The organism is Streptomyces sp. BV286, from assembly GCF_019090165.1.
Taxonomy (GTDB): Bacteria; Actinomycetota; Actinomycetes; order Streptomycetales; family Streptomycetaceae; genus Streptomyces.
This window is the reverse complement of the sequence record NZ_JAHRIB010000141.1, coordinates 460,315-472,212: the sequence shown is the minus strand read 5'-3', so window position 1 is coordinate 472,212 and position 11,898 is coordinate 460,315. Positions and strand designations below refer to the sequence as shown.

At 70.0% G+C, this 11,898-nt stretch carries 15 protein-coding genes; 10 read left to right on the top strand and 5 right to left on the bottom strand.

Going from position 1 to position 11,898, the window contains the following annotated elements; translation table 11 throughout:
• Positions 1-240: 240 nt before the first annotated feature.
• Both KUF83_RS21855 and KUF83_RS21850 read right to left on the bottom strand, forming a co-directional pair.
• Positions 241-561, bottom strand: a complete 321-nt coding sequence (locus KUF83_RS21855) for a cupin domain-containing protein (protein WP_217456434.1) — start codon at positions 559-561, stop codon at positions 241-243.
• A 186-nt stretch (positions 562-747) separates the two neighbouring features.
• Positions 748-1,398 (bottom strand): tetratricopeptide repeat protein, encoded by a 651-nt coding sequence (locus KUF83_RS21850; RefSeq protein ID WP_217456433.1) that lies wholly within the window; start codon positions 1,396-1,398, stop codon positions 748-750.
• Between the two features lie 163 nt (positions 1,399-1,561).
• Between KUF83_RS21850 and KUF83_RS21845 the strand changes: the two genes are divergently transcribed.
• From KUF83_RS21845 to KUF83_RS21835, 3 genes are all read left to right on the top strand, one after another.
• A complete protein-coding gene (locus KUF83_RS21845) occupies positions 1,562-2,671 on the top strand; it encodes a DUF5937 family protein (protein WP_217456432.1) in 1,110 nt (369 codons plus the stop codon).
• Positions 2,672-2,728: 57 nt separating this feature from the next.
• Positions 2,729-3,976, top strand: coding sequence for an MFS transporter (locus tag KUF83_RS21840; RefSeq protein WP_217456431.1), 1,248 nt, complete (start codon positions 2,729-2,731; stop codon positions 3,974-3,976).
• Positions 3,977-4,064: 88 nt separating this feature from the next.
• Positions 4,065-5,051 (top strand): TIGR01777 family oxidoreductase, encoded by a 987-nt coding sequence (locus KUF83_RS21835; protein WP_217456430.1) that lies wholly within the window; start codon positions 4,065-4,067, stop codon positions 5,049-5,051.
• Positions 5,052-5,176: 125 nt separating this feature from the next.
• Here the strand turns inward: KUF83_RS21835 and KUF83_RS21830 are convergent, their stop codons facing one another.
• The gene (locus KUF83_RS21830) at positions 5,177-5,869 is read right to left on the bottom strand and encodes a type III effector protein (RefSeq protein WP_217456429.1); all 693 of its coding nucleotides are present in this window, start codon (positions 5,867-5,869) and stop codon (positions 5,177-5,179) included.
• A gap of 133 nt (positions 5,870-6,002) precedes the next feature.
• Between KUF83_RS21830 and KUF83_RS21825 the strand changes: the two genes are divergently transcribed.
• The 4 genes from KUF83_RS21825 to KUF83_RS21810 all read left to right on the top strand — a co-directional run bounded on the left by KUF83_RS21825 (position 6,003) and on the right by KUF83_RS21810 (position 8,205).
• Positions 6,003-6,437: an Hsp20/alpha crystallin family protein gene (locus KUF83_RS21825; RefSeq protein WP_217456428.1), complete on the top strand. Its 435-nt coding sequence runs from the start codon at positions 6,003-6,005 to the stop codon at positions 6,435-6,437.
• 91 nt (positions 6,438-6,528) lie between these two features.
• Positions 6,529-6,927 carry a DUF2267 domain-containing protein gene (locus KUF83_RS21820; protein ID WP_217456427.1) on the top strand — a complete coding sequence of 133 codons (399 nt, stop codon included), beginning with the start codon at positions 6,529-6,531 and terminating at the stop codon, positions 6,925-6,927.
• Between the two features lie 106 nt (positions 6,928-7,033).
• Positions 7,034-7,468, top strand: a complete 435-nt coding sequence (locus KUF83_RS21815) for a DUF2267 domain-containing protein (protein ID WP_374106118.1) — start codon at positions 7,034-7,036, stop codon at positions 7,466-7,468.
• 146 nt (positions 7,469-7,614) lie between these two features.
• Entirely contained in the window at positions 7,615-8,205 is a 591-nt protein-coding gene (locus KUF83_RS21810) for a TetR/AcrR family transcriptional regulator (protein ID WP_217456425.1), read from the top strand.
• Positions 8,206-8,309: 104 nt separating this feature from the next.
• Here KUF83_RS21810 and KUF83_RS21805 read toward each other — a convergent pair whose 3' ends face one another.
• On the bottom strand, positions 8,310-8,684 hold the full coding sequence (locus tag KUF83_RS21805) for a hypothetical protein (protein ID WP_254644125.1): 375 nt from the start codon (positions 8,682-8,684) through the stop codon (positions 8,310-8,312).
• Positions 8,685-8,936: 252 nt separating this feature from the next.
• Between KUF83_RS21805 and KUF83_RS21800 the strand changes: the two genes are divergently transcribed.
• From KUF83_RS21800 to KUF83_RS42055, 3 genes are all read left to right on the top strand, one after another.
• A complete protein-coding gene (locus KUF83_RS21800) occupies positions 8,937-9,773 on the top strand; it encodes an alpha/beta fold hydrolase (RefSeq protein WP_217456423.1) in 837 nt (278 codons plus the stop codon).
• A 22-nt stretch (positions 9,774-9,795) separates the two neighbouring features.
• A complete protein-coding gene (locus tag KUF83_RS21795; protein ID WP_217456498.1) occupies positions 9,796-10,329 on the top strand; it encodes a TetR/AcrR family transcriptional regulator in 534 nt (177 codons plus the stop codon).
• A 220-nt stretch (positions 10,330-10,549) separates the two neighbouring features.
• Positions 10,550-10,678, top strand: coding sequence for an LPFR motif small protein (locus tag KUF83_RS42055; RefSeq protein WP_254644124.1), 129 nt, complete (start codon positions 10,550-10,552; stop codon positions 10,676-10,678).
• Positions 10,679-10,820: 142 nt separating this feature from the next.
• Here KUF83_RS42055 and KUF83_RS21790 read toward each other — a convergent pair whose 3' ends face one another.
• Complete coding sequence (locus KUF83_RS21790; RefSeq protein WP_217456422.1) at positions 10,821-11,897, bottom strand: protein kinase family protein; 1,077 nt, start codon at positions 11,895-11,897, stop codon at positions 10,821-10,823.
• Between the last annotated feature and the right edge of the window lies 1 nt (position 11,898).

The window sequence follows — 11,898 nt, the reverse complement described above, 5'->3', positions numbered from 1 at the left end:
GACGTCGAGGTCCTTGCCCCGGTTGTCCGGAGAGTGGTCCGGGCAGGGTTCTGGCCCGGTGGTGCAGCCGTCGAAAGAGGCCGAGATGTCGGTGATGGTTCGAGTCATGTCAGGGCAGACCCGATCCGCCGCCCGAAGTCATCGCTCACTCATGAAACGTGCGACGGATGCGAACCCGACGGCGCGACGTCCGAGGCGGCACGTCGGCCGGACAGCGGACGGCACATCCCCTCCGCGTCCTCAGTCGGCTGCCACGTAGAGCTTGCGCAGGGGAGAGCGGACCTCCCACTCGGTTCGCTCCCCCGTGTGCAGGCGTACCAAGGTGCCAGGGGTGAGTTCGACACTCTCACCGGTCTCGAACCGCACGGTGGCATCGCCCTCGAGTACGACGAAGACCTCGTCCGCCTCGACGTCGCGCACCGTGCCTGCCGACAACGACCACAGGCCGAGTTGCGTACCGCTGAAGTCGCCCAGGGCCTTCACAGCGGCTGCGGGTCGTCCCACGAGGATGTCGTCCTCCTCCAGGGACATCGGGTCGAGCTCGACCTCATGCAGGTTCACGCAACGATCCATCACGACACCACTCTCGGATTTGCACGATCTTCCATCTCTCGTCGGCTCCACTGTCTCACCAGGAGGTTCGTGACCTCGCGCTCCGGCTCGTCGGACTCCTCATGCCGGACAGAGTCAGTGGTGCCGAGCCCGTCGTACGAAGCCTTTGTGGCGTACCCGGTCGCAGTGTGTGACTCAGCGCAGGCCGAGTTCCTCGCGCGCCCCCGTCACCCAGCGCAGCACGCCGTGGGACTCGGTGCTCTCGGCCAGCTCTGTCGCTTCGTCGAGCAGCGCCGCCGCATCGTCCGGCCGCCCCTGCTGTGCAGCCAGATACGCCAGTCCGACCAGGTTCGCCGCCACTCCCGGCAGGAATCCCAGCTCCCGACGGAGGCGGGTGGACTCCTCGAACTGCGTACGGGCCTCGTCCAGGCGGCCGGCCATGTGGGCGGCGAAGCCGAGGTGCCGCAGCGCGTAGGACGTGGTCAGCCGGTCGTCGGCCCGGGTGGCCAGGGCGAGGGCACGCTCGAAGGCGGGCACGGCGCTCTCGGCGTCCTCACGGACCACTTGGTGGAAGGTGCCGACCCAGAACACCGCCTCGCCCTCGCCGCGCGCGTCACCGAGCCGCCGGTACAGCTCCGCCGCACGCTCGAAGAGCTCCAGCTCCCGCGCGTCCTCGACCCGCTCCTCCAGGAAGCGGGCGTGGATCACCCGGCCGCGGGTCAGCGCAAGGTCCGCCTCGACCTCGTCCAGACACCGGTCGGCGGACACCAACGCACTGCTCTCACCGCCGAACACGGCACGCTCGTAGAGGAGTTCGGCTCGCCTGATCCGCTCGTCGGCAATCATCCCGTGATCGTACCGAGGGCATCGCGGGGAGTTCGATATCCGTCAAACTTCGGTCATGTGTTGTTGAGCTGTCCACGGGCTATCGTCCACCGTCATGTCGCTCACGAGTTGGCGGCGCGGCGCGGCTCCCGTCGTGGACGCCATGAGGCAAGGATGACGGGTCATGACGATCGTGTTCCGGGTTCCGGCCGGTGGTGCGGAGCGGGTGGGGTTCGCCTACTCGCCGACGATGGAAGCCGTACTGAGTCTTCATGTGCTGGTGGAGCCCAAGCACCACCCCGTCCAGCACGGCTGGGTGCGTGCGATGCGCAAGCTGTCCCCGGCGCTGAAGCGGGAGATCGAGGCGTTCTCCTACGCCGTGCGCTCGTACTTCCCCGAGTTCCTCTTTCCGCAGCCGACCGGCGGACTGGCGGACTTCGCCGACGAACTGGCTGCCCTGCGTGGGGCGGATCCGGAGCTGGTCCGCCTGGAGTTCGCCGTCCCCCTGCTGACGCCCTGGCCAGGTGGCGGCGAAGGCAGGGATCCGCACATGCTGAACGAAGCGGAGGTACGCGGCCTGTTGCGGAAGCGAGTCGCACGGGAAAGCGACGAAGCGATGGCCTCGATGCTCCTCGACGATCCCCGCGCGCTGCTCGAACGGTTCCTGAGCATGCTGGAGCGCTACTGGCGGGAGGCGTTCGAGGAGGAATGGGCCCGGCTCGAACCCGAACTCGCCGCCGGCGTGAGCGAGGCCGGACACCAGATCGAGCAGCGCGGCCTGTACGGGATGCTCCGCGGCCTGTGGCCGGAGGTTCGGAGCGATCCGCAGGCCGAACGCTTCTGGCTGGAGCGGCCGCACGACCACGAGGTCGCCATCGGCCCGGACGACACACTCGTACTCGCCCCCAGCGCCTATGTGTGGCCGCACGTACGCGTCAACTGCGACGGTCCGTGGCCCCTCGGGCTCGTCTTCCCCCTCTCGTCGATCGTCCGGGAAGCCCGCCCGAGGATTCCACCCACCCAGCTCGTCGGCACACTCCGCGCGCTCGCCGACGACACCCGGCTGCGCGCCCTCCGGCTGCTCGCCGAACGCCCGCGCAGCACGCAGGAGTTGGCTCCGCTCGTCGGCGTCAGCGAGGCCGCCCTGTCCAAGCACCTGCGCGTGCTGGCGGACGCGGGCCTGCTGGAGCGCCGCCGCGAGGGCTATTACGTCCTGTACCGGCTCGTGTCCAGGCAGGTGGCGGGTCTGACTCCCAGCCTTGACAGCTTCCTGCACGGCGACGGCGACGACTGATTAGTCATCTGCCTAATAAGTGGATCCGGCCCCCGACGGGATCCGACAGTGGCCGCCATGTCACTGCTGAGGGACCGCAACTTCCTGCTTCTCTTCGCCGGCCAGGGCATCTCACGCTTCGGCGACGGCCTGTACACCGCCGCGACCGCCTGGCTGGCCTGGTCACTGACGAAGGACCCCACGGCCGTCGCCGTGGTGAGCGTGTCCGCGTTCGCGCCCGCGTTCGTGGCCACCTTCGTCGTCGCCTCGTACGCCGACCGCCGCGACCGCCGGAAGCTGATGATCGCCACCGACCTGGCCCGGGTGGCCGTTGTGGCCGTGGCTTTGGTCCTGCTCTCCCTCAACCTGCTGAATCTTCCCCTGCTCGTGGCGACCACGGCGCTGCTGGCGCTGATCGGTGCCCCGTTCGCCCCGGCCCGCAACGCCATCGTTCCGCAGATCGTGCCGGACGACCGCCTCCAGCAGGCCAACGGGCTGCTGCAAGTCGCCTTCCGGGCCGCCTTCTTCGTCGGCCCGCTCATGCTCGCGCCGCTGCTGGCCTTCGGCTCGCTGCAGTCGGTGCTGGTGGTCAACGGACTGACCTTCCTGGGTTCGGCGGTCGCCGTGGCCGCCATCCGCGTGGCCCGCCCCGCCCCGACCAGTGGTCGGACGGGGCTGTGGTCCGATCTCGGCGCCGGGCTCAGGGCAGTGCAGGCCGCTCCCGACGTACTCGTGGTCATCGTGACCTTCGTGCTCGCCCTCGCCCTGACCAACGGGTTCCTGACCGTCGGGCTGGTCGTGGTCGTGGGACAGGGCGGCCAGTACGGCCTGATGCTCGGCATCACCGGCGTCGCCGAAGTGGTGGGCGCCCTGCTCCTGGCCGGCCTGCGCATCCGCAGACTCGCACTGGCCGCGGTGCTGGCGTGGGCCCTGCTCGGGATCTTCCGAGCTCCGCTGGGAACGGTCACCTCCCATGCTGTGGCAGCGGCTCTCCTCACTGCCACGGGGCTGGCCTCGGCCCTCACGGACATTCCCTTGATCGCACTGGTGCAGCAGCGCATACCGAGCCAGCATCTGGCGAAGGCGCTCGGCCTGTGGGAGGCCGGAGTGGCAGGAGCCCTGGCAATCTCCCCCTTCGTGGCTTCGACCGCCATCAGCCTCGCCGGAGTCAAGAACGCCTTCCTGCTCTCGGGAGCCGCCGTTGTCGTCCTGGCCGCGACCGCCACGCTCACCCTCGCAGGCCTCGATGCACGGCGGCCCGGTCAGCAGCCCTTCGCCACGGCCGACGGCACGGCAAGCGTCGCGGCACCGGAAGAACAGAGGTGATCACGGCCAGTTCCCCGCACACTTCCCTTTGTTGAACGCGTTCAAAACGAGGGGCTAAGGTGGTGCCGAACGAAGCCGAGGGGGTTCGATGAAGGTAGTGCTGCCCGGGGGAACCGGACAGGTGGGCACGATTCTCGACCGTGCGCTGACAGCGGCCGGCCACGAGGTCACGGTGTTGACCCGGCATCCCGCGCGGGCGCACGACATCGGCTGGGACGGGGCCACGCTGGGCCACTGGGCCTCGGCGATCGACGGCTGCGACGTCGTGATCAACCTGGCCGGGCGCAGTGTTTCCTGTCGGTACACCCCCGAGAACCTGCGGGCCATGATGGACTCCCGCGTGGACTCGGCACGGGTGGTCGGCAAGGCGATCGCCGCCGCCGCGCGGCCCCCGCGTGTCTGGCTGCAGATGAGTACGGCGACGGTCTACGCCCACCGGTTCGACGCGGCCAACGACGAGGAAACCGGTGTGATCGGCGGCTCGGAGGCCGAGGTGCCGGACTACTGGGCGTACAGCGTCGAGATCGCGCAGAACTGGGAGCGGGCACAGGCCGAGGCACCGACCCCCGCGACACGCAAGGTGGCGCTGCGCTCCGCGATGGTCATGAGCCCGGATCGGGGCGGCGTGTTCGACGTGCTGTCGCGGCTGGCGCGCCTCGGTCTGGGCGGTCCGGTGGCCGGCGGCGCGCAGTACATCTCCTGGATCCAGGACGAGGACTTCGTGCGAGCGGTGGAGTTCCTGATCGCCCGGGACGACCTCGAGGGACCCGTGAACCTCGCCTCACCGGGTCCTCTTCCGCAGCGCGACTTCATGCGCGCGCTGCGCTCCGCCTGGGGCGTCCCGGTGGGGCTGCCCGCGACGCGCTGGATGGCCGAGCTGGGAGCCTTCGCGCTGCGCTCGGACACGGAGCTGCTCCTCAAGAGCCGCCGGGTGGTGCCGGGGCGACTGCGTGCGGCCGGCTTCACCTTCGCCCACCCCGACTGGGAGGGGGCCGCCTCATCCCTCGCACAGCAGGCCAGGTCGGTTCGTGCACGGCGGGGTCGGGCCCGTGAATCGAGCAGCCACGCCGCGTAGACCACCACGGCCAGTGGTCCGGAGCGGGGACTGAGCGTCGAGGCCGCCCGGGCCGGGCGGTGGCCCGTCCGAAGTGGATTCAGCACCAGCGCGGGCCTCGGTCCTGAGCGCGACTTGCCTGAAGGTCACGGTGACTTCCGGGGCTCTTGGCCCGGGTCACCGCTGGGCCGACGGAGCCCGTCGGTGTGGCGGGCGACGTCATCGACGCGCGCCGCGAGATCGGGGTGGCCGGATGCCAGGTAAGTGTGCGTGAGCGCGAGGGGACCGACCAGCGCCGCAGCGTCGCTCTCGGCGAGGGCGGCGGTGAGCTCGCCGAGAGGACTGCGGGCGGCAGCGGGGAGATCGGTGAGCGCGGTGATCTGGCCGGCGAGCTGGCGCAGGTCCGCGGCATTGGCGCGGGCCCAGGCGGTGACGGTGCGGTCGGCGGCGCGCCGGTCGCGCGTGGCCCGAACCCGCTGCTCACCCGTGGAGCCTGGGCTCCCCGGACGTACACGCAGGTAACGCCGTTCGGCGGCCTGACGGCTGGAGACGCCGAGAGGGTGGGCCAGGTCCGCCCAACTGGCGCCCGCCTCCCGCGCCCCTTCGATCAGACCCGGTTCCCACTCGGCGAGCTGGTCGCGCACTTCACGGAGCAGCAGGAGCGCGGTGAGCGCCTGCTCCGAGCTGGTCTGGAAAGGCTCCGGGGGCTCCCCCTCCCGCTCCCGCGGTGTCTGAGCGGTGCGCAGAGCGTCGTGCATCGTGCGCAGCGCCGCGGTGGCGAGAAAGGGGGTGGGGGCAAGACCCCGGGCGCGGGGGTCGGGCTGATCCGCCATGGCCATGAAACCTCCAGCGCGTGGTGTCATCGCATGGACGACACGCAACTTGTCATCACTTCGATGACATGCTACAACGATTGGCAGGTGAACCGCATTGGCAGCAAGTGCCTGACCTGAACACTGGAGGTGTTTCCCCATGTTGATGCGCACCGACCCCTTCCGTGAGCTTGATCGACTCACCCAGCAGCTCCTGAACACAGCCGGGACTTGGTCCCGGCCGACGGCGATGCCGATGGACGCCTACCGCGAGGGTGAGGAGTACGTGATCGCCCTCGACCTGCCCGGTGTCTCCAGGGACGCGATCGACATCGACGTCGAGCGGAACATGCTGACCGTCAAGGCCGAGCGGCGCCCCGTCACCAAGGCGGAGGACGTACAGGTGGAGCTCTCCGAGCGGCCTCTGGGCGTCTTCTCCCGTCAGCTCGTGCTGGCCGACGCTCTGGACACCGAGCACATCAAGGCGGACTACGACGCGGGTGTACTGACCCTGCGCATCCCGATCGCCGAGCGCGCGAAGCCCCGCAAGGTCACCATCGGCGGCAGCTCCACCCGCACGGAGATCAGCGGCTGAGAGCCCTGCCGGCCACGCCGGAGACGGGGGCGGGCCGCTTACGTGGCCACCCCCGTCCTCCGCTCGCCACCACACACGCGAGGGAGCAGTGATGGCCATGCGATGGACGGCGTTCCTGGACCGGATCAAGGAACGCGGCGCATACGAGACCACCGAAGAGGCCGAGCGGGCAGCCCGGACGGTGCTGGCACTCCTGGGTGCACACCTGGTCGGCGGGGTACGGGCGGAGCTGGCGGCCCGGCTGCCGGACGAACTGGCACTGATCCTGCTCAATCCGCTCCAGGCGCACGAGCCGCTGTCCCCCGAGCGGTTCGTGCGGGCCGCCGCGGCATGGATCGAGGGAGCCACCGAACAGACCGCGGCCTGGGACGTGGGCGCCGTGCTCAGCGTGGCCTCGGACGCCGCGGGCGAAGAGCTCACCCGCCGGCTTCTGCTCCAACTCCCAGCGGGTTACGACCTGCTGTTCGGCCACCCCCGACGCATCCAGTAACCGCGACACCCCGCACCCACCCCTCACCGAGCAACAGCGGTGGCCGACAGGCGGAACCGGCCACCGCATCGAGATCACCCCAGACCAGAAAGGCGACGCGTCACCGATGATGCCCCAGCAGGAACTGTGCCGGACCACCACGAGCATGACGTTCGAGCAGATGCTGGAAAGAGTGCGGTACGAAGGCGCGTACTCCACTCGCGCACAGGCCGAAGCGTCCGTACACGCCGTGCTGGGCGCTCTCGGGCGCCAGCTCACCGGCGACGAACGCGTGGACCTCGCGGCCGCACTGCCGCACGAGGCCGCCCTGTCCTTCACCTCTGAGATCCCCGCGGCCGAACCCCTCACCGGCTGGGGCTTCGTCAGGGATCTGGCGTCCCGCACGGGCGGCACGACAGCCACCACACGCTGGGACACCGGTACCGTCCTTCGCATCGTGGCCCAGCTCGCCGGCGACGAGCTCCTCGGTCGCATCCTCGCCCAACTCCCCTCCGGATACGCCCTGTTGTTCGGCCGTGCGGAACTCACCCGGGCGGCATGACGCACGGCAGAGGTGCACGCGGGCGACGCCCCGGCCTCCTCACGCGGCCCAGGACAAGCACGCCCGTACGGTGCGTCGAGTCCACTCCATCCGCAGTACTCTGTCCGGAGTGCTGTGAACTTGGTTCTACCTCTGGAGTGGACTCGATGGTGCGCCGGAACGACGAACGAAGGGCTGCCCTCGTGGACGGCGCCATCGAGGTTCTGGCCAGGGAGGGCGCGCGTGGCCTGACGTTCCGGGCCGTGGACGCCGAGGCCGCCGTGCCGGCCGGCACAGCCTCCAACTACTTCAGCAACCGCGACGACCTGCTCACCCAGGCGGGCGCCCGCGTCTACGAACGGCTCCAGCCCGACGAGGCGACCATCACCCGGCAGCGGACGAGTGCTCGGGACCGGGAGACCTACGCGGTCCTGATGCGCGAACTCGTGGGCCGGATCAGCGACTTCCGCACCGGCTACCTCGCACTTCTCGAACTCCGCCTGGAGGCCACCCGACGGCCTCAGCTCCGCGCGGTGCTGACCGAGCAGGTGCGGGCCGACCTCGCAGCCAACGTGGCCTACCACGAGGCATCCGGCCTGCCCGGCGACGCCACCGCCGTCCAGTTGCTGTATCTGACGCTCAACTGGCTGATCGTCGAGCAGCTCACCCTCCCGGACGTGCTCACGGACGCCCAGCGGGAAGGGCTCGTCACGGCCGCGGTCGAACGGCTGACAGCGAGCCCTCCCCGCCAGGATTGAGTGCGGTGAGCGGCCGCCCCCGCACACCCGCACGGCGGGCGGTCTCTCCGTCTCGCCATCCCGCCACCTCGCCGTGGACGACCCGGCAAGACTCGCCCCGCCGCTCAGGCGCATCCCGGCGGTTCGTCCTTGGACGGTACGAATTGCAACGTGGGCATTCCGGCGGCGTCGAAGTTGGCCGCGTCCGGGCCGATCAGCGTCATGTAGCCGGCAATCCGCTGACTGTGCGGAGCGGGTGGCTCCCCCTTGACCTGCTCGACACCGGGGAAGACGGAGTCAAGAACCCACCAACGACCGCCGAACATCACCCACTTGATTCCGCAGTGCGTGTAGATGTCGTACGGATACGGCTTGTGCTCTCTGGGCTTGGCCGGCCCCTCCTGCCACTTGTCCTTCACGACGGTGCGGGCGGGCAGGGTGGGGGCGGACCCGGCCTCCTCGCCCTGGTTGTCGGACGCGGACGAGCAACCTGTGAGCAACAGTCCAGCGCTCAGAAGCAGTACAGCTGATTGACGCGATGCCTTCATACACTGTTGGACGCCACGGGCACGCGTTCCGTTCGAGCCACGCCCGTTTCACCTGGGCCTCTTCCCCTCCGCAGCGCTTCCGCCGCCGCTCGCCACCGTGGCAGCCGCCCAGGCCGTGCGCGAGAGCGCCGACCTCACCGTTGACTCACCTGGGTAACGGCGTTAGCTTTTAGCTAATAGGGTTAGCCGAGCTTGGGAGATGTCATGACCGAGTACCTCGCCGTCGACGGCGGCACGATCGCTTACGAAGTGGCCGGGGCCGGCCCGCTGATCGTTCTCGCGCACGGCATGGGCGACAGCCGCGCCGCCTACCGTTCCGTGATCCCTCCGCTGGTGGCGGCCGGCTACCGGGTCGCCGCGGTCGATCTGCGCGGCTGCGGCGAGTCCAGCGTCGACTGGCCCGCCTGGAGCCGCACCGCCATCGCCGGCGACCTGCTCGCCGTGATTCGCCACCTGGGCGGTCCGGCCGTACTCGTCGGTCACTCGGTCTCCGGCGGCGCCACCACCATTGCGGCCTCGCAGGAACCCTCCCTCGTCACCGCAGTCGTCGAGTTGGCACCGTTCACCCGCAAGCAGTCGGTCCGCCTCGGCGACCTGCGGGTGAAGCGCTTCAGACAGGGCATGCTGCGGCTGCTCGGTACAGCCGTGTTCGCCAGCGTGCCGCTCTGGCGCTCGTACCTCGACGTGGCCTACCCCGGCACGAAGCCTGCCGACTGGGCACAGCGGCTGGACCGTATCGACTCCCTGCTGCGCGAGCCTGGCCGGATGAAGGCGCTCCGGGGCATGGGCCGCAGCGCTCCGACCGACGCGGGCGCTCGGCTCGGGGGTGTCCGCTGCCCGGTCCTGGTGGTGATGGGCACCCTTGACCCCGACTGGGCCGACCCGCACGCCGAGGGTTCGGCGATCGTCGATGCCCTGCCGACCGGCCTCGGTCACCTCGAGATGATCGAGGGCGCCGGGCACTACCCGCACGACCAGTTCCCCGACCAGGTGGTCTCGCTCACGCTCGGCTTCCTCCGGTCGGACGCCGCCCGTGCCTAGGGCCGGCCTGGATCCGGTCGCCGTGGTCGCGGCCGGTGCCGCCCTGGCCGACGAGGTGGGCCCCTCCAACTGGACGATGGGCCTGCTGGCCGAGCGGGTGGGCGTGCGCACCCCGTCCCTGTACAAGCATGTGGGCGGCCAGGAGGACCTCAGTCGGCGCATCGCGGCCCTGGCCCTGAGCGAGGCCGCCGACGCCGTGGGCGGCGCGATCCAGGGATACGCCGGCCGCGACGCCCTGGCGGCCGCGGCGCGGGCCTTCCGCGCCTTCGTGCTCAAGCATCCCGGCCGGTACGCCACGACGATCGGCATGGAGCCTCGCGGCCCCGACGACCCACTGGCCGCCGCAGGTCAACGGCTCCTCGAAGCGTTCATGGCCGTTCTGCGCGGCTACGAGATCAAGGAGTCCGACACGGATCACGCCCTGCGCATGCTCCGCAGCCTCTACCACGGCTTCGCCACCCTGCAGGCGGCAGGCGGTTTCCAGTGGAGCGCCGACATCGACGAGAGCTACGAATGGCTGATCGCCTTCACCGACCGGGGCCTGCGCGCACTCTGAGATCCGCGGTCGGTTCGCCGGCTCCGCAGCGCGGCGGCCTTCGGCGTACGGGGAGAGTCGGCGCACGAGCGGTTCACGACCCGGCCGGCGGGGCGCGGCGACACCGGTCCCCCAAGGCGGCCGGTTTCCCCGAGCGATCACCGGGCACCCGCCGAGTGATCAGCCGTGCAGCGGCACACCAGATCCGGCGCATCCTGCCGGAGGAGGACGGAGGCCCATCATGTTGAAGGCAATCGCGGACGTTCTTCGTTCCATCGGCGGGGCTGTCGCCACCGTCGTGACCCTGCCGTTCCGGGCCGTGGCCCGTCTGTTCGGCGGTGCCTCGAGCTCTGCCCACGGCCACCACTGACCGCCCGTCGCGTGACGCGGCGGCAGCACCCGAGACCTGGGCCCGGCTGGCTTCCCGCCAGCCGGGCTTACGTGTGTCCCAGCCGCAGCACGTCCGCAGCGAAGACGGGGCCCATCGCTCTGCCCGCTTGACGGCCTTCGGCCTACGTCGCCGCGTCGGCGGGGCCGTCCGGTCGCCTGATCCGGCGGATCTCCTCCAGCGGATAGGGCACCTCCCGGCTCTCCTGCCGGAACCGGCGATAGAAGTCGCCCATCACCGCGGCGACCGGCGCGTACCGGACCAGAGCGGCCGCGACCGACGCCGGAATGTCCCCCGGGTACGCCCCTTCGGCGCAGGCGCGCACGAACGCCCTGCGTTCTTCCGGTTCGTACCCGTACAGGGCGACGGCCAGCCAGTTCACCAGATGCGTGACTGTGTAGCACCGGTCGTAGGTGCGGTGCCCGTCGAAGAAGTCGGCCTCGGTCCGCGTGAGGTCGAAGCGCGAGGAGATCGCGAGACCGTAGTCGGCGAAGAAGAGCCGTCGGCCGTCGGTGAGGATGTTCTCGAAGTGGGCGTCGAAATGCAGCAGCCCGCGCGCGTTCATGAACGAGACGCCGGCTCGCAGCTCGCTGTCCACCATGGCGCAGGCCCGCTCGGCGGCTTCGTCACCGGCCCCTACCTCAACGCCCAGCCATTCGTGCAGGTTCCGCGGGATGTACTCCAGGAACAGCATGAGGCTCGCCGAGGACTGTTCGAGAGCCTCGATCCGGCGACGTACCTCCGTTCCGCCTCCCCAGTAGGCGACGGCTCGTTCCACATCGGCCAGTTCCTCGGGAAGCGGCCGCCCGGAGTCCGGTAACACCCGCCAGTGGTACATCAGGGGAAACCCCTCGTGGTCGCCCGCAATCACCCAGTTCGTCGTCATGGTGTGCACGGCCAGCTCCCGCCACGCTCCGGAACCCGGTCCGCCGACCGTGCCGATGCCGTACTGGCAGAAGAGCGGTAGTTCGAACAGATTCGCCGTGGAGTGGATGTTCTCCGGTCGTCGCTCCAGATCCGTCAGACGTAACTGCTTGACGAAGACCGGCCTTCCGTCGACCTCCATCAGCAGGGACGTCCCCCCGATGCCGGAACCGATCGGCGTGGCAGCGTCCACGCGCTCCTGCAACCGGCGATCAGCGCACAGCGCCAGCGAGGTGGAAACGGCACCATGGGCGGCCAGCCGCGCGCCTCGGGACATG

What these genes read in the sequence shown, in the direction of transcription:
- KUF83_RS21800 (WP_217456423.1), top strand. Translation starts at nt 8,937, where the DNA reads ATGACCGAGTACCTCGCCGTCGACGGCGGCACGATCGCTTACGAAGTG.
- KUF83_RS21825 (WP_217456428.1), top strand. Translation starts at nt 6,003, where the DNA reads ATGTTGATGCGCACCGACCCCTTCCGTGAGCTTGATCGACTCACCCAG.
- KUF83_RS21850 (WP_217456433.1), bottom strand. Translation starts at nt 1,398, where the DNA reads ATGATTGCCGACGAGCGGATCAGGCGAGCCGAACTCCTCTACGAGCGT.
- KUF83_RS21845 (WP_217456432.1), top strand. Translation starts at nt 1,562, where the DNA reads ATGACGATCGTGTTCCGGGTTCCGGCCGGTGGTGCGGAGCGGGTGGGG.
- KUF83_RS21830 (WP_217456429.1), bottom strand. Translation starts at nt 5,869, where the DNA reads ATGGCCATGGCGGATCAGCCCGACCCCCGCGCCCGGGGTCTTGCCCCC.
- KUF83_RS21790 (WP_217456422.1), bottom strand. Translation starts at nt 11,897, where the DNA reads ATGTCCCGAGGCGCGCGGCTGGCCGCCCATGGTGCCGTTTCCACCTCG.
- KUF83_RS21840 (WP_217456431.1), top strand. Translation starts at nt 2,729, where the DNA reads ATGTCACTGCTGAGGGACCGCAACTTCCTGCTTCTCTTCGCCGGCCAG.
- KUF83_RS21835 (WP_217456430.1), top strand. Translation starts at nt 4,065, where the DNA reads ATGAAGGTAGTGCTGCCCGGGGGAACCGGACAGGTGGGCACGATTCTC.
- KUF83_RS21815 (WP_374106118.1), top strand. Translation starts at nt 7,034, where the DNA reads ATGATGCCCCAGCAGGAACTGTGCCGGACCACCACGAGCATGACGTTC.
- KUF83_RS21810 (WP_217456425.1), top strand. Translation starts at nt 7,615, where the DNA reads ATGGTGCGCCGGAACGACGAACGAAGGGCTGCCCTCGTGGACGGCGCC.
- KUF83_RS42055 (WP_254644124.1), top strand. Translation starts at nt 10,550, where the DNA reads ATGTTGAAGGCAATCGCGGACGTTCTTCGTTCCATCGGCGGGGCTGTC.
- KUF83_RS21820 (WP_217456427.1), top strand. Translation starts at nt 6,529, where the DNA reads ATGGCCATGCGATGGACGGCGTTCCTGGACCGGATCAAGGAACGCGGC.